Consider the following 23,010-nt stretch of genomic DNA (forward strand, 5'->3'; position numbering starts at 1 on the left):
TGTCGTCGGACAGCACCCGGACGATCCGGCCGTCCTCGACGACCAGGCGCAGCGGGCACCGGCTGCCGCAGTTGACCATGCACGCGCTCCACACGATCTTCTGCTCGCTACCCGCCGTGTCGCTCTCACCCGCGGCGCTCATCGGCAGCAGGCCGTACCCGGCTCCACCGGTGACGGCCGCCGCTCCCCCGGCCGCGGCACTCCACTTGACGAAGTTCCGCCGTCGTACGGACGTCTCCAATGTCTCGGCGACGATGGGGGGAAATGACGGCATAGCCACTCCTGGCAGGGTTCGGGGGGGGACTCCGAATTCCGAAGTCGCCTCACCGTACGAATTCTTGCAAGGGTTGCGGCAGGGACTAAAGGACCAAGCGAACCGTGACGGGGCTCTCGCAGGTCTGCCTTACTTGGGCATTTCGCCGGTGGCGATTCGTCAAGAATTCACAACGCGCGACGTCAGCAATCCGGCGTCGACGATCCGATCTCGCTTGGGTAACGAAGACGACGTGTCGCACGAGCCGAGACGCGCACCTGAACGAGATCCACGTCACACTGGCCTACACTCTCCCCAGGACCCTTCGTCTCGGGAAGGAACGTCGTGAACTATGTCGTGAGCGTCATCTTCCGGGCCATCCCGCTGGCGATGATGGCCGTCTGCGTCGGCCTCGGCCTGTACGTCGCGAGCGCGGGCGACGCGCCGGGGAACTTCGTCGCCGGGCGGGTGCTGACGGCGCTCGGCGCGATCTGCCTGTGCCTGTTCTGCACCGCCGCGACGATCATCCGCCAGCTGATCGGGCGCTTCAACGCGGTCGACCGCGTCTTGTACCCGGCGCTCGGCTACCTCACCGCCGTCCTCACCGCGGCCTACGGCGTGTCACTGTTCGCGGGCGAGTCCGGGGCGGGTGTGAACGACCACTACGTGGCCGGGCACGTGATCCTCGGGATCGCCCTGATCAGCGGCTGCGTCTCGACCGTCGCGACGGTCTCCACGAGGTTCTCGCTGATCCCCGCGAACTCGAGCCGGCCCGTGGGCGACCGGACGCCGCCGGCGGGAGCCTTCCCACGCTCGGGGATGCTGGTGCTGGCGGCCATCCCCGTCGTCCTCGCACTGGTGACCTGGGGCGTCGCGATCACCAACCTGGCGCTGCCGGTCTCGCCTGCGCGCTTCACGGTGGGCCACGTCGTCTCCGGGCTCGCGATGATCTGTACCAGCCTGATCGGGCTGGTGCTGAGCATCCTGCGCCAGATCAACGACACCTACGGCCCACGCGAGCGGCTCCTGTGGCCGGGACTGGTGATCGCGATGGGGACGACCGCGCTGGTCTGGGGGGTGGTGGTGCGGGTGCTGGACAGCGAGCCCTACTACCGCACCCCCGGCTTCGTGCTGATCGGACTGGGGCTGATCTGCTTCAGCATCCTCAGCAAGGTCGGCCTCCTCGCTCTGGTCTGGCGCCGCACGTTCGCCCTCGCCAACCGGGTGCCGCTGATCCCGATCGCCACCGCGCTCTCGTGCCTGTTCCTGGCCGCGTTCGTGTTCCAGGCCGCGGTCACCGACACCAACGTCTTCATCGCCGCCCGGGTGCTCGTAGGGCTCGGCGCCGTCTGCTTCACGCTCTATTCGATCGTCAGCATCCTGGAGAGCGGCACCTCGGGCTCGGATTCCTGAGTTCCGTGCGCGGCGGCGCGAAATGCGACCGCGGCGTGGTGCGAATTCAAATAGGGAGAATTCCAATTCCTCGCAGCAGATCGCCTCACCGCGAATAACGGGTCAGCGGTCAGCCTTTGTTCAGCTCCTCGGCGAGCATCACGATGATGCCGCTGGGGCCACGGACGTAGGTGAGCCGGTAGACGTCGCCGTACGTCGCCACGCCGCGTAGCGGGTGACAGCCGTGCCTGGCGGCGATCGCGAGCGCCTCGTCGAGGTCGTCGACCGAGAAGGCGACCCGGTGCATGCCGATCTCGTGGGGCCGGGTCGGCTCCGTCTCGATCGCTTCGGGGTGGAGGTACTCGAAGAGCTCGAGGCGGCCGTGGCCATCCGGCGTCTGGAGCATGGCGATCTTGACGTGGTTGCCGTCCAGGCCGACGGCGGTGTCGGCCCACTCACCGCTCACCGTGTCCCGGCCCAGGAGGCTCAGCCCGAGGTCGGTGAAGAAGGCGATCGTCGCGTCCAGGTCACGGACGGCGATAGGCGAGCGGCGCCTCGCACCTCGACCATCCGGGCCAGCTCTGCGGGGTCGGCCATGCTGATGGCCTCGTCGACGAACGTCAGGAGCCGGACCGCTTGTCCGGACCTGGCCGCCGCCTCGACCTTGTGGTGGCCGTCGATGAGGAAGTGCTGCAGCAGCCAGTGCCAGTACCAGTACCAGTCCTCCCGTGCTGCCCCGCAGCGACTTGAAGACGACGCAGGTCGCTGAGGACGCTACGGCTGCGCGAGGTGCAGATCCGCGCGCCTGGCCGGCGCCGGTAACCCCCGCCCAGTGACCTTCGGGTAACTGGAGATTCCCCTTCACCTGGTGCGTGCGATCCACCAGTTACCTGCGGGTAGGCGAAGCGGGCGCCGGAGCGGTGGCGAGCGGAGCGCGCCGTGGGAGCCGGCCATCGGTCCGGTGGCACAGGTCAGCCACGTCCACCGTCCGCGTGAGGCTGGACCCTCCCCGATGACCCAGTTGACCCGGCAGTGCTTCAGTCGATGCGGACGACGACCCGTCCTAGCGGCTGGCCGGACATGAGGTGGCGCATCGCCTCTGGCACCTGGTCCAGGGGAAAGGTCGAGTCGACCACGACGCGCACGTGTCCCGTCTCCATGAGGCTTGCAAGCGTGCCCAGCAACTGCCGCTTGTCCGGTGACGCGAAGGACCCGCCGCGTAGCTGGGGGGACACAGCCGAGCGCACCATGAGTCCCAGGAGGCGCGGGATGCTGCCGAGCCAGCGGTGCCCGGTCGCGCCGAATGCGTCGTGCCCGATCAGGACGTATTGCCCTCGCGGGTCCAGTGCACGGCGTATCGCCCCGAAGGAGTGGTTGCCGGGCACGTCGAAGATGAGGTCCCACTGCTCACCGCTGCGCGTGAAGTCCTCTGACGTGTAGTCGATGACTCGGTCCGCGCCCAGGGACCGCACGAGTGGGAGCTTGCGCGTGTGATCGACACCGGTGACCTGCGCGCCGTACGCCTTGGCGAGCTGTACGGCGATCGCGCCGACGCCTCCCGCGGCACCGTTGACCAGGACTCGCGACCCGGAGGGCACGCGGCGTTGCGGCAGGTTGTTCAGAGCGATGAGCCCGGCGGTCGGCACCGCGGCCGCCTCCTCGAAGCTGACGCCGGAAGGCTTGAGCACCACCCCTTCCTCGGGGGCAGTGGCGTACTCGGCGAATGCACCGCCGTTGCTCCACTGCATACCGCGAAGGGTCTCCCCGAACACCTCGTCACCCGGCGCGAACCTGGTCACCGCGTTGCCGACGGACTCCACCACCCCGGCGACGTCGGTCCCGGGCACTCGCACCCGGGGGCGCCTGATCCCGGATCCCATGAGCCGGAGCACCGCCGGCCGGCCAGCCACGACGTGCCACACATCCGGATGCACGGAGGCTGCCCGCACCCGGACCAACACCTCGTCCTCGACCGGCACAGGACGGGGGACATCGCTCAGGCTGAGACGGTCGACGGATCCGTAGCCGCTCTGGACGATCGCTCTCATGGTCGGACCGTAGTGGACCCGCCTCGAGGCCGTGGGAAAAGCTCGGCCGGACACCAGATAGGCCCAGAAATGCACGTTGGCCCCCACAAGACGTAGGGGCCAAGGTGCGAATCTATTCGAATCTCTTGGTAGCGGGGGCAGGATTTGAACCTGCGACCTCTGGGTTATGAGCCCAGCGAGCTACCGAACTGCTCCACCCCGCGTCGCTGAGGACGAGGTTACCCTCCCCCGCCCCCAGAGGTCACACCAGCCCCACCGCGGCGGGCGGACGACGTCGCTCAGGCGGTCGCCCGGGGTCGGCGCCGTGCCGGCCGGCGGATGACCGAGCCGGGCTTGGAGGCGAGCAGCGGGTCGAAGTCGTCGGTGAGCGGGGTCAGGCGGGCCTCGTCCACGAGCACGGCGCCCTCGCGCACCTCCTGGACGAGGTCGCGCCCGAGCACGGCTCCGGCGGTGCCCATCCCGCCCCAGATGGTGGCGTTGATGCCGAACATGTGCTCGGTGCTGCCGCCGGCCAGGAACAGGCCCGGGATGTGGGTGGTGACGCGCGGCCGGAACGGGCCGAGGTTCCTCAGCAGCGGGGCGATGCCGTAGCAGGAGCCGTCGCTGGTGAGCGTGAAGCGCTCCTGGGTGATCGGCGTGGACGCCTCGCAGAAGACCATCCGCTCGCGCAGGTCGGGGATCATCAGCTCGGCGGTGTCGAGCACCCGCTGGGTGAGCTCCTCCTTGAGCTGCAGGTAGCGCTCGTCGCGGCCGTAGCCGCCGTCGGCGGGGCTGGTCTCGACGTTCCAGAACGCGTGGTCCTTGGGCGCCCAGCTCACCAGCTCGAGCGTCGAGTATCCCGGCGGCGCCGAGTGCGTGCCCTCGGGGTCCTTGGCGGTGGGGCAGCTGATGCCCACCGGCATCCGCTCGGGGCAGCGCCCCGCGGCCACCTCGCGGTAGTAGCCGTCGACGTCGTTGGTGGGCCACACCCAGGCCAGCGGCGGGGTGTCGCGCTCACGCAGGTCGACGTCGAGCGCGACGTAGACCGCGAACATCGGCAGCGTCATCTCCAGGCGCTCCAGCCTGCGCCGCAGCCGGCGGGTCAGGTGCTCCGCGCCGACGAGCTCGGCCCAGGTCTTCTTGAAGTCCGCCGCGGAGACCACCGCCTCGGCGCGGATCTCCTCACCGCCGCGCAGGCGTACGCCGACCGCGCGCCCGTCCTCGATCAGGATCCGCTCGACCCGGGCCTTGGTGCGGACCTTCCCGCCGTGGGTCTGCACGACGTCGGTCAGGTGCGCGCCGATCACCTGTCCCCCGCCCCGCGGGTAGTAGGCGCCGGCCTGGAGGTAGTGGTGCAGGAAGCCGGCGTGCATGGCGGTGGGCGTGCGGTGCGGCGGCCAGGTGTAGTCGCCGTTCTCCGCCAGGATCACCGCCTGGGCGTCGGCGCTGAGCCCGCACGCCGCCATCAGCGTCGTGATCGGCCGCACGCCCCAGCGCAGCAGGGCGAGCGGACGCCGGCGCGGGTGCTCGTGGGTGGCGATGGTGCGCATGATCCGCACGCACCGGCGCAGACCCGCCTCCTCCTCGGGGAACGCCGCGACCAGGCGCTCCAGGTAGGTGTCCCAGCCGGTCGGCGTCTGGAACGTGGTGCCCGGGATCATGATCTGGCAGTGACCCTCCGGGCGCTGGCGCAGCCACTTGATCCGCTCGGTCAGCGCCAGCCCGGAGAGCGCGGTCTGCATCCGGCCGCCGGGGCCGCACTCGCCGACGTAGTGGGTGCCGACGTCGAACTCGAACTTGTTGCCCGCCCGGCGGAAGACCTGGGTGCTGCCGCCGACCACCTGGTTGGCCTCCAGCACCAGGACCCGCTTGCCGGCGGCGGCCAGGTACGCGGCGCAGGTGAGGCCACCGGGCCCCGCCCCCACCACCACGGCATCCCAGGTCGCCGGGTCCGGCTCCGCGGCCGAATGGTCGGCCGCCTCGGGGCTGGGCGTCGGCCGTGGCGGGGTCTGCGTCATGGCGGCATCGCTTTCGGGAGAAGACATCTGGAGTCGGACTCCAGTTAACTCGGTGCCGACCATCACCCTGCGCCCGGGCGACCTCGCGGCCTCGTCGTTCACGTGCCCTCGTCGCGACGGGCGTGCCGACCGCCTGGACCGGCCGGCCGCGGCCGCGGCGCCTGCGGCGGCTGCACCGGGACCTGGCGCTGGGCGGGATGCTCGTCGCGGCGCAGCAGCTCGGCGTTGGCGGCGATGGCCTCCCGGCTGGCGGCCCAGTCGCCGGCGTCGGTCTCCCAGATGCGCTCGAACCCGTGCCGCACCTCGACGTGCCAGTGCCGGCCGAACACCACCCGGGCGAGCACCGCGAACGGGAGCAGCACCACCAGCGCGAGGAGCTCGACGAGGGCGAAGGTGACGCCGATCGCGGCGAGGATCAGGGTCGGGATCGCGAGCGCGAGCCCGACCAGCCACAGGACGCAGCCGATCGGGTCGTCCGGCTCCGCCTCGAGGAACCCCAGGCCCTCCACCTGGTCGGAGAACTCACCGCGCCGACGCCAGGGCAGCCACCGCCGCGAGACGCGCCACACCCTGCCGTGGGAGTCCCGGACCTTCATGGGAGGTGACTGTAGGGCAAGCCACGACGAAATGACTTCAGCCCCCCAGGCTGAGCCTGGGGGGCTGAAGTCTTAGTAGCGGGGGCAGGATTTGAACCTGCGACCTCTGGGTTATGAGCCCAGCGAGCTACCGAACTGCTCCACCCCGCGCCGCTGAGTAGAACAGTACGTGAGTGGCAGGGCGGAGCCAAATCGCTTCCCCGTGACCCCGGTCACCCGGCGTCGTCGGCGCCTCCCCCACCCTGCTCGGCGTCGGCCGGACCGGCCTCGCCGCCGGCCTCCTCGAGCGCCTGCTCCACCAGCTTCTGAGCGTCGCGCGACTTCTCCGCCCACAGCGACGGGTCACCGTCCGCGAGCGCGGCGTCGGCCTCGGCGTACAGCTCGTCGGCCTGGGTCAGCAGCTGGCGCACCCGCTCGGCCACCGTGCCGCTGAGCGGCTCGCCACCGCCGCCACCGGTCTGGGGCTCGGCCTCCGGCTCCCCGCCGCCCGCCGGCGTGTCACCGGGGTCGCCGGTCAGCTGCAGGACGTCGAAGATCGCCTCACCGAGCGTGGAGCCGATGCCGACGTTGTTGTCGCCGAACGAGACCGCCACGAAGCGCAGCACCGGGAAGTTGCCGTCGCCGGTGGTGCGCAGCGTGTAGAGCGGCTGCACGTAGAGCAGGCCCTCGCCGACCGGCAGCGTCAGCAGGTTGCCGTTGACCACCCGCGTGTCGCCCTGGTTGAACTTGAACAGGGCATCGCGGACCACGTCGTCGGACTGGATCTGGTTCGCGATCTGACCGGGACCGAAGATCTGGCTGGTGTCGCCGAGCCGCTTGACCCGGATCGTGCCGTAGCCCTCCTCGGCCGCGTCGGCGTCCACCGAGACGAAGGCCGCGAGGTTCTCGCGGTTGGCCGGCGTGTAGACCGACGTCAGCGAGAACCGGTCCTGCCCTGCCCCGGTCGGCACCGAGAGACGGTAGGGCGGCTGCAGGCTGGCGGTGTTGTTCGGGTCCGCGGGGACCTCCCAGCGGTCGTTGGCCTCGTAGAAGTCGCTGGCGTCGTCCACGTGGTAGGCCCCGAGCTGGTAGCGCTGCACCTTGAACAGGTCCTCGGGGTAGCGCATGTGCTCCAGCAGCGCCTCGGGGATCTCGGACTTGGGCTGGACGGTGTCGGGGAAGGCCTTGGTCCAGGCCTCGAGGATCGGGTCCTCCTCGTCCCACTCGTAGAGCGTCACCGTTCCGTCATAGGCGTCGACGGTCGCCTTGACCGCGTTGCGCATGTAGTTGATCTGGTCGGTCGGCAGCGTCTGGAACGCGGTCTCGGCGGCCAGCGAGTCGTCGGTCATCTCCTCGAACGACTCCTTCTCCGACATCGGGTACTGGTCGGTGGTGGTGTAGCCGTCCAGCATCCAGACCACCCGGCCGTCGACGACCGCGGGGAACGGGTCGCTGTCCACGGTCAGCCAGGGCGCGACCTTCTCGACCATCAGCCCGGGGTCGCGGTCGTAGAGGATCTTGGAGTTCTCGTGCACCCGCCCGGAGAGCACCAGGTTGGGCTCGCCGAACTTCACCGCGTAGAGCAGCTTGCGCGCGAACCCGCCGATCTTGACCCCGGCCTCCCCGTCGTACGTCGTGGCGCGGTCGATGTCGTCACCCGACGAGCCGGGCAGGTCGAGCTCGATGTCGTTCGCGTTCTCGGAGGTCTTGCCGACCACGGAGTACTCCGGGGACTTCTCGCCGAAGTAGATCCGGCCCTCGTAGCCGTCCTCGGTGAGGTTCGTCAGCTCGCCGGTGGGCGGCAGGTTCTCCTCGGCCCAGGCCGGCTCGTCACCCTGGACGGTGGCCTGGTTGTCGGCGGGACGCTGGTTGCCGAACGCCGCGATCACGCCGTACCCGTGGGTGTAGACGGTGTGCAGGTTGGCCCAGTTCTGGCTGCTGGCGGTGATACCGGCCTGGTCCAGCTCGCGCACGCCGAGCACGACGTCGCGCTCCTGGCCGCCGATCTGGTAGCGGTCCACGTCGAGCACGTCGGCCACCGAGTAGTAACCACGCACCTGCTGGCGCTGCTCGAAGGTCTGCTGCACGACCTGGGGGTCCACCAGCCGGATGCCCGGGCTGTTGATCGCGCTGCGCGCCAGCGCGGCCTTCTCCTGCGGCGTCTGCGAGGTCACGTCGGTCTCACCGGAGAACGCCTCGATCTCCGCGTCGGCGATGTCGTACGCCGTGCGCGTCGCCTCGATGTTGCGGGCGAGGTACTTCTCCTCCTTGTCGGCCTCCGACGGCTCCACCTGGAACTGCTGGACGATGGCCGGCCAGATCATGCCGAGCAGCACCGCGGACAGGACGAGCATGGCCAGCCCCATCGACGGCAGCAGCCAGGTCCGGCGCCACACGTTGAGGAAGAACAGCACCGCGCAGATCAGCGCGATCCCGGCCAGGATGTTCTTTGCCGGCAGCACGGCGTGCACGTCGGTGTAGGTGGGGCCGGTGAACAGCCCGCCGCTGTCGCTGGTCAGGTCGAAGCGGTCCAGCCAGTAGTCGACAGCCTTCACCAGCACGAACAGCCCCAGCAGCGCCGAGAGCTGGACCTGGGCCGCCGGGGAGAGCCGGTCGCCGCGCCCCTGCAGCCGGATGCCGCCGTAGACGTAGTGCACGACCGCCGCCGCCATCAGCGAGACGATCAGTACCGCCATCGAGAAGTCGACCAGGAAGTGCAGCCAGGGCAGGTCGAAGACGTAGAAGCCGATGTCACGGCCGAACTGGGCGTCCTTGGAGCCGAACGAGCCCCCGTTGCGCCACAGCTGGAACTCCCGCCACTGCCCCGCCGCCGAGGTGCCGGCGAAGACGCCCATCAGCAGGGAGATGCCGACCAGCAACCACATCCGGACCGGGTGCACCGCCTCGCGGTAGCGCTCCAGGCTCGACTGCTCCGAGGAGGCCGGGCGGAACAACGGGCGGAACCGGTAGGCGAGGTAGAGGTTCGCCCCCACCGCCAGCACCATCACCGCGCCGAAGACCAGGAAGAGCCCGATCCGGGTCCACAGCAGCGTGCTGAAGACGCTGCCGTAGTCCAGCGAGTTGAACCACAGCCGCTCGGTCCAGAACGACGAGATGCCGGTGAGTGCCAGGAAGGCCAGGACCAGCACCACCGCGGTGATCAGCAGCGCCCGGGAGCGCCCGGACGGCTGGTTGGTCGATGCGGGGCGCTTGGCTCGCGCCCTGCCCTCGCCGAACATGTTACTCATCGATCCTCTTCCTCGAGTGTGGAGCGCAGCATCTCCAGCAGTGCCGGGACCAGATCGGCCCCGCCCACCACCGACTGGTCGTCATCGTGGGAGCGCAGCCGCAGCGCGCAGTACGTCGCCCCGGCGCGGGTCACGCCGGCCACCATCCGCACCTCCTGGCGCAGCGGGTGCTGGCGGGCGAACTCCTGGGCGGCGACGACGTCCTCGGGCACCTCGTCGTCGATCTCCGGGGGCAGCACGAGCCGCTCGACCACCGCGGCGCAGCCGGCCACCTGCTCGGGCCAGGTGATGGTCTCCAGCACCTGCTCCAGCAGCTGCCCGGGCGTGAGCTGGTCCTGCTCGATCGCGGTCAGCGAGCCCTCCGCGCTGGAGTCGTCGAGCCCCATCGCGGCCGCCAGCGCCGGCTCCGCCACCACCAGGGCGGCGGTGTCGACCAGGGCGTAGAGCCGCCCCGGCTGGTCCCAGCCCTCGGCGGCGATGTGGCTCTCGATCTCCAGGACGGCCGAGGCCAGTGCCGGGTCCACGTCGAGCCCACCGGCGTCGGGGCCGATGATCTGCGGCTCCGCGACCGGCGGAGGGTGCTCCACCTGCGCCTCGCCCGGGTGGGGGGACCGCTCGTCGCCCAGATGGTGGTCGTCGTTCACTCAGCTCTCCTCGGTACAGGTGGGCAGGTCCGCGTCGGGGTCCTTCGCCCAGGCCTCGATGGCCACGCGTGCGTCGTGCATGGTGTCGGCTCGGACCAGGCGCATGTCCCCGGCGGGAGCGCCCAGTGCGGCCTCGCAGTTCTCGGGCGGGACCAGGAAGAGCTCGGCCCCCGACTCGCGGGCGCCGACGATCTTCTGCTGGATGCCCCCGATCGGCCCGACGGCCCCCTTCTCGTCGACGGTCCCGGTGCCCGCCACGCTCTTCCCGCCGGTCAGCGAGCCGGGGGTGAGGCTGTCGTAGACGGCGAGCGAGAACATCAGCCCGGCGCTCGGGCCGCCGATCTGGTCGGGGATGTGCACCTCGACGTCGAAGGGGAAGCGGTAGCCGACCCCCATCCCGATGCCGATCAGGGGCTTGCCGTCGACCTTGCGGGGGGTGATCTCGACCGTGCGGTCCTTCCCGTCGCGGCGGATGGTGAGCTCGATGGGCTTCGTGCCGGCGTCCTCGACGGCAGCGACCACGTCGTCTCCGCTGCGGATCGGCTTCCCGTTCACCTCGAGCAGCAGGTCGCGCGGGCGCAGCACCCCGTCGGCGGGCATCCCCTCGCTCACCGAGCTGACCCGCAGCGCCGGCTGCAGGTCGTAGCCCAGCTCGCTCAGCGCGACGGCGATCGCGGTGTCCTGCGAGGTCACCATCTGCACCGCGGACTCCTCGCGCGAGGACTCCGGGGTCTCGTCGGGGGCGTAGACGGCGTCGTAGGGGTAGACCGCCTCGTCCTTGTCGAACCACGCCAGCATCGCGTCGACCAGGCTAACGCGATCACCCACCCGGGTGACGGCGACCGTGGTCATCCTGAGCTCGCCGTCGGAGCCGTCGTCGCTCTGGTAGCTCTCGTGGCCGCTGACCTCGATGATCTCGTCGCCGTCGGTCTCGGCGAGCACGTCGACGGTGGGGCCGGGCTGGTAGGTGACGTAGGGCAGAGGCATCACGAACGCGCACACCCACAGGCCGATCACCAACGGCGCCGCGATGATCACGGCTAGCGTGCGCTGACTCATGGCCCCAAGCCTCTCATTGTGCGGCAAGGAGGCCGCTGTCAGGAGTCTCAGCGGTCCTCGGCGCCGGCTCGCGACGGCCGTACGGCGATGCCGGTGCTGCGGTCCCGGGCCGGGGTGGGGGTGGTGCTCGACCGGCCCGGCAGCGGCTTGCGCATGGCCGTCGCCATCCGGGCCATCGCCACGTCGCGATCCACCTCGCCGCGGCCCTCGCGCCCGAACCAGGACACCCAGGCCATCGCCAGCACCGTCACCACGACAGGGGGCAGCAGCCAGAAGAGGATCTCCACGCGCCCAGCCTAGGCAGCCCGCGGCGGCGCGGCCGGCAGAAACGCCCGGGCCGGCTCGCCGAGAGACCCGGTCACGGGGTGCCGACCCACTCGTCGTCGCCGTCGCCGAAGCGCTGGTGCTTCCAGATCGGCACCTCGGCCTTGAGGGTGTCGATCAGCGTCCGGGAGGCCCGGAAGGCCACGTCGCGGTGCGCGGAGGTGGTCGCCACGATCACGGCCACGTCCCCGATCGCCAGCGTGCCGACCCGGTGCAGCGCGACGACGCCGTGCACGTCGTACTCGGCGGCGACGCGCTCGCACACCGCGCGCAACTGCGCCAGCGCGGTCGGGTGCGCGCTGTAGTCCAGGCCGTCCACGTCGCGTCCGCCGTCGTGGTCGCGGACCCGGCCCACGAACAGGGTCAGGCCGCCGGCAGCGTCGTCGTCGAGGGCGGCGACCACCTCGGCGACGTCGAGGGGTACCTCGCGCAGGTCGACCAGGCGGACGGTCTCGGAGGGGGCAGGTGCACTCACCCGAGCCACCCTAGTGCGGCCGGGCCCCACCAGGTGCGGCCCGGGCCCTCTCGCCGTCTTGCCGCAGCGCGTAACGTGGACCCCATGAGTGACAACACCGGTGACGGTCCCGACCAGGCCCCCGGCGAGGACCCCGGCGAGGGTTCGAACGCGGGTCAGAACCCCTTCAAGGGCACCCCCTTCGAGCAGCTCTTCGGCGCGCTCGGCTCCGGCGCGGCCGGCGCCGGCGGCCCGGGCTTCGGCTTCGGGTTCAACCCCAACACCGCCGGCGGCTCCATGCCGAACATCCCCGGGATGCCCGACCTCAACCAGCTGATGTCGCAGGTCCAGTCGCTGATGCAGCCCCACGACGGCCCGATCAACTGGGACCACGCGATCGACATGGCCCGCAAGGCCGTGGCGAGCTCGCCGGACCCCACCCCCACGTCGAAGCAGAGCGACGCCGTCGCCGACGCCGTACAGCTGGCCGACCACTGGCTCGACGCCGCCACCGGCTTCCCCTCCGGGGTCACCTCGACGGCGGCCTGGAGCCGCGCCGAGTGGATCGTCGGCACCACCGACGTCTGGAAGGGCCTGGTCGAGCCGATCGCGGTCGCGGCCGTCGAAGGGCTCGGCAAGGCGCTGCCCGAGGAGGCCCGCGCCCTGGCCGGACCGCTGATCGGGATGCTGGGCAAGGCCACCGGCGCGATGGTCGCCACCCAGCTGGGCTCCGGCCTCGGCGCCCTGGCCGGGGAGGTCCTCACCGCCTCCGACATCGGCCTGCCGCTCGGCCCGACCGGTCGCGCCGCCCTGATCCCCGCCAACATCGCGGAGTTCGCCGAGGGCCTCGACGTCGGCTACGACGACGTGCTGCTCTACCTGGCGCTGCGCGAGGCCGCCCACCAGCGTCTCTTCGCCCACGTGCCGTGGCTGCGCGAGCACCTGATCGGCGCGGTCACCGACTTCGCCCGCGGCAGCGAGATCGACGTCGAGGGCATGCAGGCGCGCCTGGAGGAGCAGATGCGCGGGTTCGACCCGAGCAACCCCCAGGCGATGATGGAGGCGATGGAGGGCGGGCTCTTCGAGATCCCCCGCTCCCCCGCCCAGGAGGCCGCGCTGCAGCGCCTCGAGGTCACCCTCGCGCTGGTCGAGGGCTGGGTCGACGAGGTCGTCGGCCAGGCCACGGCCGAGCGGATGCCCACCGCCGCCAAGATGCAGGAGGCGGTACGCCGCCGGCGGGCGGCCGGCGGGCCCGCGGAGCAGACCTTCGCCTCGCTGGTCGGCCTCGAGCTGCGCCCGCGCCGGCTGCGCGACGCCTCCACGCTGTGGGGCTCGCTGCGCACCCGGCAGGGTGCCGAGGCCCGCGACGGCGTGTGGATGCACCCCGACCTGCTGCCGACCGCGGCCGACCTCGACGACCCGCTCGGCTTCCGTGAGGACGCCGCCGCTCCGAAGGAGCTCACCGAGGAGGACTTCGACGCGGAGCTGAAGAAGCTGCTCGAGGGCGACAAGCCGGAATGACCACGTCCCCGCGGGGACTGCACGCCGACGCCCTCGCGGTGCTCCGGGGCTGGCGGCCGCCGACCGACGAGCAGTCCCGCCTGCGCGAGCGCTACCTCGCGCACCTGCAGGCGCGTCCCGACGGCCTGATGCGCTCGTCGTACCCGGACCATCTGACGGCCAGCACGCTGGTGCTCTCCGCGGACGGCGCCCACGTGCTGCTCACCCTGCACGCGAAGGCGCGCCGGTGGTTCCAGCTCGGCGGGCACTGCGAGGACGGCGACCTGAGCCTGGCGGCCGCGGCGCTGCGCGAGGCGAGCGAGGAGTCTGGCATCGCCGACCTCGACCTCGACCCGGTGCCGGTCCAGCTCAGCGAGCACGCGGTGCCGTTCTGCGGGGCTCGCGGCGGGGTGCACCACCTCGACGTGCGCTACCTCGCGGTGGCCCGTGCCGAGGCCGAGCACGTGATCAGCGAGGAGTCGCTGGCGCTGCGCTGGTGGCCGGCCGAGGCGCTGCCCGATCCCGAGCCCGACCTGGTCGAGCTGGTCGCCCTGGCCCGCGCACGCCGCGCCGCTCAGTCCAGCGACGCCGTGTCGGCGTCGAACTCGGTGGCCGTCGCGTCGTCGTCGGGCACCGCCCCGAGGTGGTTGGCCGCGGAGTAGCCCAGCAGGTAGCCCTTGGCTCGCTCCGCCTTGGGGTAGCGGTCGACCCAGGCCCAGAACGCCGGGTCGTGCTGGGCCTCGATCAGGTGAGCCAGCTCGTGGACCAGCACGTAGTCGACGACCCACGACGGCATCCCGCGCAGCCGGGTGGAGAGCCGGATCGAGCGGTCCCCGGGCGTGCACGAGCCCCAGCGGGTGCGCTGGTTGGCCACCCAGCGCACCGAGTCGGGCTGGGCCAGACCCCCCAGGTAGAGGTCGCTGAGCTGACGGGCCCGCAGCAGCAGCGAGTCGTCGGAGGGGCGCCGGCGCGCCTCGGAGCGCTCCAGGCGGGCGACCATCTTGTCGATCCACTGCTGTTCCTGGGCCACGCTCAGGCTCTCGGGGAGCAGCACGACGATCCGGTCGCCCTCGCGATAGGCCGAGACCGTGCGTCGACGCCGCTTGGAGCGACGGATCTCGATCTCGGGCATGGGTGCACGCTAGCCGTTCGCCCAGGTCAGCAGGCGTTTCTTTGGCCAGGTGTTGACGATCCGGTCCGCATCGATGCCCAGCTCCTCGGCTCGCTCGCACCCGTAGACCTGGAAGTCGAGCTGTCCGGGCGCGTGCGCGTCGCTGTCGATCGAGAACAGGCAGCCCAGATCGCGGGCCAGCTCGATCAGCCGGCTCGGAGGGTCACGGCGCTCGGGTCGGGCGTTGATCTCGACCGCGACGTCGTGCTCGGCGCAGGCCTCGAAGACGGCCCGGGCATCGAACTGGGACTCCTTGCGCGTCCCCCGTCCGCCGGTCACCAGCCGGCCGGTGCAGTGCCCCAGCACGTTGGTGAACGGGTTGCGCACCGCGTTGACCATCCGCCGCGTCATCGCGTCGGGGTCCATCCCCAGCTTGGAGTGCACGCTGGCCACCCGCACGTCAAGGCGCTCGAGCAGCTCGTCGCGCTGGTCGAGGTCGCCGTTGTCGAGGATGTCGACCTCGATCCCCTTGAGCAGGGTGAAGCCGCCGTCACCGAGGTGGTCGTTCACGGCGTCGACCACGTCGAGCTGGCGGCGCAGCCGCTCCGCGCTCAGTCCGTGCGCGATGGTGAGCCGGGGCGAGTGGTCGGTCAGCACCAGGTACTCGTGCCCGAGCTCCATCGCGGTGAACGCCATCTCCTCCAGCGGCGATCCCCCGTCGGACCAGTCCGAGTGCGAGTGCAGGTCCCCGCGCAGGGCCGCGCGCAGGTCGGCGCCACCGCTGGTCAGCGGGCCGGCGTGCTCGGCCTCGAGCCGCGCCAGCCGCTCCGGCACCACACCGCGCACCGCGGCCTCGATCACCTTCGCGGTGCTGGCGCCCACGCCGGTGAGCTCGGTGAGGGTGCCCTGCTCGACGCGCTGCTCGACCTCCTCGGCCGTCAGCGGGAGGAGCGCGGTGGCTGCGGAGCGGAACGCCTTCACCTTGTAGGTGTCCTCGCGGCCGCGCTCGAGGAGGAACGCGATGCGGCGCAGCGCGGCCACCGGCCCCGCGCCGTACTCGTCTGCGGTCTCGACCACCTCACGCGACACGCCGATGTCCTCTCATTTGTTTTCCTCCACAGGCCCTGCCCTGCATTGTGACTGGTCAGCCGGTTGCCACCCGACGAAATCGGCTCGCTCCTCCACACTCGTCCCCAGCCGACGGGTCCGTCCTCCACTGGTTTTCCGGCCGAGTGCACATGTTTTCCACAGGTTCGTCCACAGAGGTGGACAAGCCCGCGTTGACCTCGTGCCCGGGCCTCTCTAGCGTGGTGGCGACGAGGCCCCCGGGCCGGCGTCCGACACTCGCAAGGGGAAGGCAAGTGTCGGACTCACCGGCCCGGGGGTCTCTTCCGTCCGCCGGGCCGGCGAGGTGCCGGCTAGCGGCCGCGGAAGACCGGGGGCCGCTTCTCCTGCACCGCCCGGATGCCCTCCTGGAGGTCGGCGGTGGCCATCGTGACCGGTTGCGCCAGCGCCTCCCACTGCAGGGCGCTCTCCAGGTCGGCGTGCCCGCCGCCGGCCAGGGCGATCTTCGTCAGCCGGCTGGCCAGCGGCGCGGTCGCCGCAATGTCGGCGGCGCTCGCCAGCACGTCCTCGCGGAAGGTCTCCGCCTCGATCACCCGTGAGACCAGGCCCAGGCGCAACGCCTCGTCGGCCTGCACGAGGCGACCGGTGAGCAGCAGGTCCCGGGCGATCGCCGGGCCGACCACGTCGGGGAGCAGGTGGGTGCCGGCCATCCCCGGGTGCAGGCCGAGGCGCACGAACGGCGCTCCCAGGCGCGCCCCCGCCGCGGCGTACCTCAGGTCGCAGGCCAGGGCCAGGCACAGCCCGGCGCCGATGGCGGGGCCGTTGATCGCCGCGATCGTGGGCACCTCGAGCCGGCGGATGGACAGCCAGGCGCGGTAGAACGCGAGCATCCGGGTGCGCAGCTGCGCGACGTCGGCGTCGGGCTCACCGGCCAGCCAGCCGGTGTCGCCGCCGGAGCTGAATGCGGAGCCCTCGCCGGTGACCACCACCACCCGCACCGATGCGTCGGCGGCGAGCTCGTCGACGGCGCGGACCCACGAGGAGGTCATCTCCCCCGACATCGCGTTGCGTCGTTCGGGGTGGTCGAGGACGAGTAGGGCGACTCCCTCGGAGGGGCGTTCGAGGCGCAGGTGCAGGTAGTCGGACATGCGCCGCAGCGTAGCCAGCGCCCGCGCAGTCGCGCCCGCCTCCCACGCCTGCGTGCCCGCGTGGCGTACGCTTCCCAACGGTTCGCCGAGTCGCACGGCTCCGGACCCCGGCGGGCTTCCCCTCATCCCCGTCGCGACGACCCGAGTTAACGAAGGCAAGGAGGCCGTCATGGCGGAGACCTGGAGCGGCGAGTTCTACTGCGTGAAGTGCAAGGAGAAGCGCGAGGCTGAAGGCGAGGTCAAGGTCAACGACAAGGGGACCCGGATGGCGAAGGCCGTCTGCCCCGTGTGCTCGACCAACCTGAACCGGATCCTCGGCAAGGCCTGAGCACCGCCCACACGCTTGCACGGCGGCGTCACCCGATCACGGGTGGCGCCGCCGTTTGCATGCCGACCCGTCACTGCCTCGGCGTTCCTGCGGCGTGTCGGTCGAGGGAGTGACGGGTCGGCGGGGGTGTGGAGGAGGGGGCTGGGAGGGCGGCGGGGAGTGGCAGGGTGCTGGCATGTCTTCTGATGGCTCTGTGCCGGACCGCTTGGGGTGGACGCTGCCGGGCCGGCCGATGCTGGCCCCCGGGGTGCGGCTGACCCGACGCGACCGGCGCCACCTCCAGCTGGGGATCGAGCCCGGCCGGCGGGTCGTGGTGGCCGACGTCCCCGAGGTGCGCTCCTGGCTGGAGGCGCTGCGCGAGGCTCGGGCGCGGGACCCGAGCACCCCGGCCGCCCGCGCGTGCTGCCGGATGCTGCTCGAGGCCGGCCTGGTGGTCGACGCCGACGCGCTGCTCTCCATGCTGCCCGCCGCGCCCGAACGGCGCCGCGCGGTGGCCGCGACGTTCGCCGAGCACGGGCTCGGCGCCGCCAGGCTGCTGCGCGAGCGGGCGTCGGCCTGGGTGCACGTCGAGGCGGCGCAACCCTGGCGCGACGAGGTACGCCGCCAGCTCGAGCTCGCCGGGCTGAGGACGACGCCCGGCCCGCACCCGTCTCCCGCGGCACCGGTCGCCGAGCTGCTGCTGACGCTCGGGGAGCCGGCCCGCGAGCGGCTCGACACCTGGCACCACGGCGGCCGGGCGCACCTGCTGGTCTCCCTGGTCCAGGGCCACGTCCGCCTCGGCCCGTTCGTCGTGCCGGGCCGGACGGCCTGCCTGCGCTGCCTCGACGCCCACCGGCGCGACGGCGACCCGGCCCATCCCCTGGTGCTCGAGCAGTACGTCGCGGCGCGCGAGGCCGCGGTGCCCGAGCCCGTCGACCCCAGCCTGGTCGCGCTCGCCACGGCCTGGGCGGTGCGCGACCTGGTGACCTGGGTCGACGGCGGGCGTCCGCTCACCTGGTCGGCGACCGTGCACGTCACCCCGGCCCTCCGGCTCGAGCCGCAGCCCTGGCTGCGCCACCCGCAGTGCGGCTGCAGCTGGGGTGAGGAGCTGGAGGTCGGCTGAGCCGGCCCGAGCCGCGGCTACCAGTGCTCGCTGTCGAGCTTGCCCTCGATCGCGCGCAGGTGCTCGCGTGAGCAGCGGTCGCAGAAGGTGCGGCGCCGGCCCTGCTCGATGGCCGTGGTCCAGGTCAGCGCGGCGGCCCCCTCCTCGGTGCGACGGCCACAGAAGTCGCAGGTCAGCATCTCGACACGCTACCGCGCCTCGGTGGACAACCCGCGCAGTTGCCCGTGACGCCCCGAAGCCGGGCGCGAACGGTGTCGCGCCCGGCTCCGGGTGGTGTCGAGCTGAGGTGGTGCAGTGGGTCCGAGGCTCCGCTCAGAGCGCGCGGGCGAGCGTGAGGCGAGCCTGCTGGGCCGCCTTCTCCGCCTTGCGGGTCAGGCGGTGTGCGCGGGCGACCTGCCGTCCGCGCCGTCCTTCCTGCGCCTCTCCCAGGCGCTCGGCCCATTGCCGTCGTGCCAGCTCTTCGTGCAGTACGTGGTTCATGTCAGTGCTCCGGTTCTGGGTGGTGTTCATGGTGGGTGTGCTCCGGCCTCTCCGTGTCTGCTCGGGTGGGTGGTCTGGGGTGGTCCCCGCTAGGCGGCCGCCTCGTCCTTGCGCGGGCGGCCGCGAGGCCGTTTGCGCGGGATCACTGCTCCCTGCAGGAAGAGCTCGCCGCCCCAGACGCCCCAGGGCTCACGTCGCTCGAGGGCGCCGTCGAGACAGAGCGTCCGGACGGGACAGTCCTGGCACAGGGCCTTGGCGCTCTCTACGTCCGTGGGTGTCTCGGCGAACCAGAGCTCCGGGTCGTTGATCCGGCACGGAAGCCCCGCCTCCTCGACCTGCTCGGCTGCCTCGTGGAGCTGCCCGAGCCCGAGCCCCGTGCTGGCCGGGGGTCGGTTGAGAACGCTGATGGTCATGTGTCACCTCCTCTGCTGACCTGGTCGCTGGTGTGCGGGAATCAAAAAGGCCGCGGATCCCGTCATCGGGATCCGCGGCCTGGAGGTGCCGTGCTGCTCTCAGCAGCTCGGTGGTCTCCAGGCAGGTGTCCCCGGGAAATTGGCCTTGGTGGCGGCGCCGGCGGCAATGACGCCGCCGTCGATGCGACGCATGCGGGCAATCGCGTCGGCTGCGCTCATGGCAGACGCGCAGGCCGGGCCACCGATGAGGGCGTGGCCGGACGCGGGCATGCCGAACGTGTTCGGGATCCGAACCGCCGAAGTGTGGACGAAGCTGCTCATCGTGGGCCACCTCCTTCGGGTGATCGGGCGCCGGCCGTGGCGAGACCGTGGGGGCGCGTGATTGCGTTGGTTGAAACTATCGGCCGGGGCCGGTAACGGGCAATCGATTTATTGGGTATTTCGCGCAGAAGTCGCGTCGGACCCCTCAACTGGTCTGGACCACCTCGAGGACCTCGTCGCCGTACTTGTCCAGCTTGGAGCGGCCGATGCCGTTGATCGAGAGCAGCTGGCGCACGTCGCCCGGCCGGTGCTCGGCGATGAGCTGCAAGGTGGCGTCGGTGAACACGACGTAGGCGGGCACCTTCTCCTCCGCGGCCCGGTCCGCGCGCCAGGTCCGCAGCCGCTCGAAGAGCTCCTCGTCGTAGGAGGCCGGGCAGTCCTCGCACCGGCCGATCTTCTTCTCGGCCGGGGTGTCCAGCGGCCGGTTGCACTCGCGGCAGTGCGGCGCGCGACGAGGACGGCTCGGGCGCCTCGTGGGGTCCGCACCGGCGGCGGCGTCCGCGGGCAGCACCCGGTCGAGGAAGCGCGATGCCTTGCGGCTCCCCCGCCCGCCCGGGTTGCGGGCCAGCGCCCAGGAGATGGAGAGGGCCACCCGGGCTCGGGTCACCCCGACGTAGAGCAGCCGGCGCTCCTCCTCCACCGCCGCGGGCGTGTCCGCGTAGGTGATGGGCAAGGTGCCCTCCTGCATCCCGCACAGGAAGACCGCGTCCCACTCCAGGCCCTTGGCGGCGTGCAGCGTGGCCAGGGTGACGCCCTCGGCGACCGGTGCGTGCTGCTCGGAGGCACGCCGGTCGAGCTCGTCGACGAACTCGCCCAGGGTGCCGGGAGTCCCGTTCCCGGCGCTGGTGCGGACGAACTCCGCCGCCTGGTCGACCAGCGCCTGCAGCGACTCCCAACGGTCCCGGGCCTGCCCGCGCGCGGTGGGCGCCTCCGCGGTCCAGCCCATCCCCGCGAACGTCGCCCGGACCGTCTCCACGACGTCGTCGCCGGCCTGGCCCGAGCGCGCGGTGCCGCGCAGCAGGGTGATCCCCTGGCGCACCTCGGGCCGGTCGAAGAAGCGCGCGGCGCCGCGCACGACGTACGGGATGCCGCGGGCGGCCAGGGCCTCCTCGAACGACTCGGACTGGGCGTTGATCCGGAACAGGATGGCCACCTCGCTCAGCGGCGTGCCTCGCTGGCGCAGGGTGAGGATCTGGGCGGCGGTGGCCTCGGCCTCGGCGACCTCGTCGCTGTAGCCGGTGTAGCTCACCGCCGCCCCCGAGGGGCGCTGCGCGCGCAGGTCGACGCCCTTGCTGGGAGTGCCGGCCAGCAGCGTGTTCGCCGCGCTCACCACCTCCGGCGTCGAGCGGTAGTTGCGGACCAGCTCGATCGAGGTGGTCCCCGGGTGCTTGGTGGGGAACTCGCGCAGGTAGTCGGCGTTGGCGCCGGCGAAGGAGTAGATGGTCTGGGCCGGGTCGCCGACGACGCAGAGCTCGTCGCGTCCACCCAGCCACAGGTCCAGCAGCGCGGACTGGATCGGTGAGACGTCCTGGAACTCGTCGACCACGAACCACTTGTACTGGCGCCGCACCTGGGCGGCGACCCGCTCGTCCTCGGCGAGCATGGCCGCGTTGAGCAGCAGCACGTCCTCCATGTCCATCCGGCCCTGGTTGCGCTTGACGTCCTCGTAGCCGGCGAAGATCCGCCCGACCGTCTCGTGGTCGTGCCCGGAGACCGAGCGGCCCCGGGCGGCGGCGATGCGGTGGTACTCCTCGGGGCGCACGTTGCTGACCTTGGCCCACTCGATCTCGGAGGCGAGGTCGCGCAGCGTCGCCTGGTCGGCCGGCAGCCGCAGCCGGCGCGCGGCGTTGGCCATCAGCGGCAGCTTGGACTCCACCAGCGCGGGCAGCTCGGAGCCGTAGGCGCGCGGCCAGAAGTAGCGCAGCTGGCGCAGTGCGGCGGAGTGGAAGGTCCGGGCCTGGACGCCGCCGGCGCCGAGGGCGCGCAGGCGCACCCGCATCTCGCCGGCCGCGCGGGTCGTGAACGTGACCGCCAGCACCTCGGTGGGCACGTAGACGCCGCTGGCCACGCCGTAGGCGATGCGGTGCGTGATGGCGCGGGTCTTGCCGGTGCCGGCGCCGGCCAGCACCCGGACCGGGCCGCGCAGCGCCTCGGCGACACGGCGCTGCTCGGGGTCGAGCGCCGCGAGCAGCTCGTCGGGGCTCGGCATCGGGGAACATCTCCTGCGGGGTCGACGTTGGAGGGGATGCCAGCAACCCTAGACGCCGGAGGGGACACCCCAGATGAGCGGTTCGTTCACGATGTACAGCACGCCCTGGTGCGGCTACTGCCACCGCCTCAAGAGCCAGCTCGACCGCGAGGGCATCGCCTTCGAGATGGTCGACATCGAGCAGCACCCGGAGGCCGTCGAGCTCGTCGAGCGGGTCAACAACGGCAACCAGACCGTGCCGACGCTGGTCTACTCCGACGGCACCGCGCAGACCAACCCGTCGCTCATCCAGGTCAAGGAGAAGCTGGCCTCGCTGGCCTGACCCCTCCGGCGCGGCCGCCGCTCCCGGGTCACCAGTGGCCCGGGAGCCGCCCGCCGTACCAGTCGTCGATCAGCGAGCGCGAGATCGAGACCCCGCCGGGCAGCACCAGCGTCCCGGCCTCCGCCCGGGCGCGCATCTCCTCCCGGGTGAACCAGTGCGCCTCGAGGACCTCCGAGCCGTCCACGTCGACCTCGGTGGTCAGGGCGGTCGCCACGAAGCCCAGCATCAGGCTGGCCGGCAGCGGCCACGGCTGGCTGCCGAAGTAGCTCACCTCGCCGACCCGCACGCCGGTCTCCTCGAGCACCTCGCGCCGTACGGCGTCCTCGAGGGTCTCGCCCGGCTCGACGAACCCGGCCAGCGTCGAGAAGCGCCCCTCCGGCCAGCCGGCACCGCGCCCCAGCAGGCAGCGCTCCTCGGGGCTGCCCGGCTCCCCCGCGCGCACCAGCATGATCACCGCCGGGTCGGTGCGCGGGAAGTGCTGGCGCGCGCAGTCGGCGCAGACCAGGACGTGCCCGGCCTGCTGGGAGACCAGACGGCCCCCGCAGCGCGAGCAGTACCGGGTGGCCAGGTGCCACTCCGCGAGGCCGATGGCGTGGAAGACCAGGGGCGCGTCGGCGCCTCCCGCGTCGGCCAGCGCCTGCAGCACCAGGCGCAGCGGCAGCCAGTCGCTGTCCTCGCCGGGCGCGGCGTCGCGCTCGACGATGACCGCGAAGCGCGCCGAGCCGTCGCGCTCGCCGAGCAGCAGCCGGACGCCGTCCGGCACCTGCGCGGAGGGCTGCCAGTCGATGTGGCCGCCGACCGGGCGGAGCCTCGCGCCGGACAGCACCAGCACCCGAGTGTCCTCGGCGCGCCAGGCCTGCTCGAGCCACTCGTCGTCGGTGCGGAGCACGCCCTGGCGGTCGTGGGCGTACTGCGAGAGCGCCACGTGCGGAAGCTGGCGGCCGGTGGGGCGGGGCTGGTCCGGGATCTCGGAGCGGGTCACATCAGCGAGGCTAGCGGCGCTGGTCACACCCGTGG

25 protein-coding genes and 2 tRNA genes are annotated in these 23,010 nt (G+C 71.9%); 6 read left to right on the forward strand and 21 right to left on the reverse strand.

The window, feature by feature from the left end:
* Window positions 1-274: twin-arginine translocation signal domain-containing protein (locus AC6EH9_RS11245; protein ID WP_498423146.1), on the reverse strand; the 274-nt coding region annotated here is incomplete at its 3' end.
* Window positions 275-598: 324 nt separating this feature from the next.
* Here AC6EH9_RS11245 and AC6EH9_RS11250 point away from each other — a divergent pair.
* A complete protein-coding gene (locus tag AC6EH9_RS11250; RefSeq protein WP_498423148.1) occupies window positions 599-1,666 on the forward strand; it encodes a DUF2776 family protein in 1,068 nt (355 codons plus the stop codon).
* Between the two features lie 109 nt (window positions 1,667-1,775).
* Here the strand turns inward: AC6EH9_RS11250 and AC6EH9_RS11255 are convergent, their stop codons facing one another.
* The 11 genes from AC6EH9_RS11255 to AC6EH9_RS11305 form a co-directional block, all read right to left on the reverse strand.
* On the reverse strand, window positions 1,776-2,528 hold the full coding sequence (locus tag AC6EH9_RS11255; protein WP_498423150.1) for a VOC family protein: 753 nt from the start codon (window positions 2,526-2,528) through the stop codon (window positions 1,776-1,778).
* Window positions 2,529-2,682: 154 nt separating this feature from the next.
* On the reverse strand, window positions 2,683-3,693 hold the full coding sequence (locus tag AC6EH9_RS11260; RefSeq protein WP_498423152.1) for an NAD(P)-dependent alcohol dehydrogenase: 1,011 nt from the start codon (window positions 3,691-3,693) through the stop codon (window positions 2,683-2,685).
* Window positions 3,694-3,819: 126 nt separating this feature from the next.
* Window positions 3,820-3,896: transfer RNA gene (locus AC6EH9_RS11265), tRNA-Met, on the reverse strand.
* A gap of 75 nt (window positions 3,897-3,971) precedes the next feature.
* On the reverse strand, window positions 3,972-5,690 hold the full coding sequence (locus tag AC6EH9_RS11270) for a phytoene desaturase family protein (protein WP_498423154.1): 1,719 nt from the start codon (window positions 5,688-5,690) through the stop codon (window positions 3,972-3,974).
* Window positions 5,691-5,788: 98 nt separating this feature from the next.
* A complete protein-coding gene (locus AC6EH9_RS11275; RefSeq protein WP_498423156.1) occupies window positions 5,789-6,286 on the reverse strand; it encodes a hypothetical protein in 498 nt (165 codons plus the stop codon).
* Window positions 6,287-6,362: 76 nt separating this feature from the next.
* Window positions 6,363-6,436 (reverse strand) — tRNA-Met (locus tag AC6EH9_RS11280).
* Window positions 6,437-6,498: 62 nt separating this feature from the next.
* Window positions 6,499-9,513: a UPF0182 family membrane protein gene (locus AC6EH9_RS11285; protein ID WP_498423158.1), complete on the reverse strand. Its 3,015-nt coding sequence runs from the start codon at window positions 9,511-9,513 to the stop codon at window positions 6,499-6,501.
* A complete protein-coding gene (locus tag AC6EH9_RS11290) occupies window positions 9,510-10,157 on the reverse strand; it encodes a PPA1309 family protein (protein ID WP_498423160.1) in 648 nt (215 codons plus the stop codon). Before AC6EH9_RS11290 ends, AC6EH9_RS11285 begins: the two co-directional genes overlap by 4 nt.
* Window positions 10,158-11,216: a YlbL family protein gene (locus tag AC6EH9_RS11295; protein ID WP_498423162.1), complete on the reverse strand. Its 1,059-nt coding sequence runs from the start codon at window positions 11,214-11,216 to the stop codon at window positions 10,158-10,160.
* Window positions 11,217-11,263: 47 nt separating this feature from the next.
* The gene (locus tag AC6EH9_RS11300) at window positions 11,264-11,503 is read right to left on the reverse strand and encodes a hypothetical protein (RefSeq protein WP_498423164.1); all 240 of its coding nucleotides are present in this window, start codon (window positions 11,501-11,503) and stop codon (window positions 11,264-11,266) included.
* A 71-nt stretch (window positions 11,504-11,574) separates the two neighbouring features.
* Window positions 11,575-12,015 (reverse strand): molybdenum cofactor biosynthesis protein MoaE, encoded by a 441-nt coding sequence (locus tag AC6EH9_RS11305; protein WP_498423166.1) that lies wholly within the window; start codon window positions 12,013-12,015, stop codon window positions 11,575-11,577.
* Window positions 12,016-12,099: 84 nt separating this feature from the next.
* Here AC6EH9_RS11305 and AC6EH9_RS11310 point away from each other — a divergent pair, with 84 nt between their 5' ends.
* Window positions 12,100-13,515, forward strand: a complete 1,416-nt coding sequence (locus tag AC6EH9_RS11310; RefSeq protein WP_498423168.1) for a zinc-dependent metalloprotease — start codon at window positions 12,100-12,102, stop codon at window positions 13,513-13,515.
* The gene (locus tag AC6EH9_RS11315; protein ID WP_498423169.1) at window positions 13,512-14,156 is read left to right on the forward strand and encodes an NUDIX hydrolase; all 645 of its coding nucleotides are present in this window, start codon (window positions 13,512-13,514) and stop codon (window positions 14,154-14,156) included. Before AC6EH9_RS11310 ends, AC6EH9_RS11315 begins: the two co-directional genes overlap by 4 nt.
* Here AC6EH9_RS11315 and AC6EH9_RS11320 read toward each other — a convergent pair.
* From AC6EH9_RS11320 to AC6EH9_RS11330, 3 genes are all read right to left on the reverse strand, one after another.
* Window positions 14,069-14,626 (reverse strand): M48 metallopeptidase family protein, encoded by a 558-nt coding sequence (locus AC6EH9_RS11320; RefSeq protein ID WP_498423171.1) that lies wholly within the window; start codon window positions 14,624-14,626, stop codon window positions 14,069-14,071. The two genes, AC6EH9_RS11315 and AC6EH9_RS11320, sit on opposite strands and share 88 nt — an antisense overlap.
* 9 nt (window positions 14,627-14,635) lie before the next feature.
* Window positions 14,636-15,694, reverse strand: a complete 1,059-nt coding sequence (locus AC6EH9_RS11325) for a PHP domain-containing protein (protein ID WP_498423174.1) — start codon at window positions 15,692-15,694, stop codon at window positions 14,636-14,638.
* A 329-nt stretch (window positions 15,695-16,023) separates the two neighbouring features.
* A complete protein-coding gene (locus AC6EH9_RS11330) occupies window positions 16,024-16,818 on the reverse strand; it encodes an enoyl-CoA hydratase/isomerase family protein (RefSeq protein WP_498423176.1) in 795 nt (264 codons plus the stop codon).
* Between the two features lie 169 nt (window positions 16,819-16,987).
* Between AC6EH9_RS11330 and AC6EH9_RS11335 the strand changes: the two genes are divergently transcribed.
* Both AC6EH9_RS11335 and AC6EH9_RS11340 read left to right on the forward strand, forming a co-directional pair.
* On the forward strand, window positions 16,988-17,146 hold the full coding sequence (locus AC6EH9_RS11335) for a DUF5679 domain-containing protein (RefSeq protein ID WP_091115022.1): 159 nt from the start codon (window positions 16,988-16,990) through the stop codon (window positions 17,144-17,146).
* 193 nt (window positions 17,147-17,339) lie between these two features.
* Window positions 17,340-18,248 (forward strand): hypothetical protein, encoded by a 909-nt coding sequence (locus AC6EH9_RS11340; RefSeq protein ID WP_498423179.1) that lies wholly within the window; start codon window positions 17,340-17,342, stop codon window positions 18,246-18,248.
* A 17-nt stretch (window positions 18,249-18,265) separates the two neighbouring features.
* Here the strand turns inward: AC6EH9_RS11340 and AC6EH9_RS11345 are convergent, their stop codons facing one another.
* The 5 genes from AC6EH9_RS11345 to AC6EH9_RS11365 form a co-directional block, all read right to left on the reverse strand.
* Complete coding sequence (locus tag AC6EH9_RS11345) at window positions 18,266-18,427, reverse strand: hypothetical protein (protein WP_498423181.1); 162 nt, start codon at window positions 18,425-18,427, stop codon at window positions 18,266-18,268.
* Between the two features lie 133 nt (window positions 18,428-18,560).
* Window positions 18,561-18,914: a putative WhiB-interacting protein gene (locus tag AC6EH9_RS11350; protein WP_498423517.1), complete on the reverse strand. Its 354-nt coding sequence runs from the start codon at window positions 18,912-18,914 to the stop codon at window positions 18,561-18,563.
* Window positions 18,818-19,141 carry a WhiB family transcriptional regulator gene (locus AC6EH9_RS11355; protein ID WP_498423183.1) on the reverse strand — a complete coding sequence of 108 codons (324 nt, stop codon included), beginning with the start codon at window positions 19,139-19,141 and terminating at the stop codon, window positions 18,818-18,820. The genes AC6EH9_RS11350 and AC6EH9_RS11355 overlap by 97 nt, the downstream gene beginning before the upstream one ends.
* A 99-nt stretch (window positions 19,142-19,240) precedes the next feature.
* Window positions 19,241-19,462 carry a hypothetical protein gene (locus tag AC6EH9_RS11360; protein ID WP_498423185.1) on the reverse strand — a complete coding sequence of 74 codons (222 nt, stop codon included), beginning with the start codon at window positions 19,460-19,462 and terminating at the stop codon, window positions 19,241-19,243.
* A gap of 145 nt (window positions 19,463-19,607) precedes the next feature.
* Window positions 19,608-21,671 (reverse strand): UvrD-helicase domain-containing protein, encoded by a 2,064-nt coding sequence (locus AC6EH9_RS11365; RefSeq protein WP_498423187.1) that lies wholly within the window; start codon window positions 21,669-21,671, stop codon window positions 19,608-19,610.
* 73 nt (window positions 21,672-21,744) lie between these two features.
* Between AC6EH9_RS11365 and AC6EH9_RS11370 the strand changes: the two genes are divergently transcribed.
* Window positions 21,745-21,993 carry a mycoredoxin gene (locus AC6EH9_RS11370; RefSeq protein WP_498423188.1) on the forward strand — a complete coding sequence of 83 codons (249 nt, stop codon included), beginning with the start codon at window positions 21,745-21,747 and terminating at the stop codon, window positions 21,991-21,993.
* 28 nt (window positions 21,994-22,021) lie between these two features.
* Here the strand turns inward: AC6EH9_RS11370 and nudC are convergent, their stop codons facing one another.
* Window positions 22,022-22,975 (reverse strand): NAD(+) diphosphatase, encoded by a 954-nt coding sequence (gene nudC, locus AC6EH9_RS11375; RefSeq protein ID WP_498423190.1) that lies wholly within the window; start codon window positions 22,973-22,975, stop codon window positions 22,022-22,024.
* Between the last annotated feature and the right edge of the window lie 35 nt (window positions 22,976-23,010).

The organism is Nocardioides sp. Z21_20, assembly GCF_059766585.1.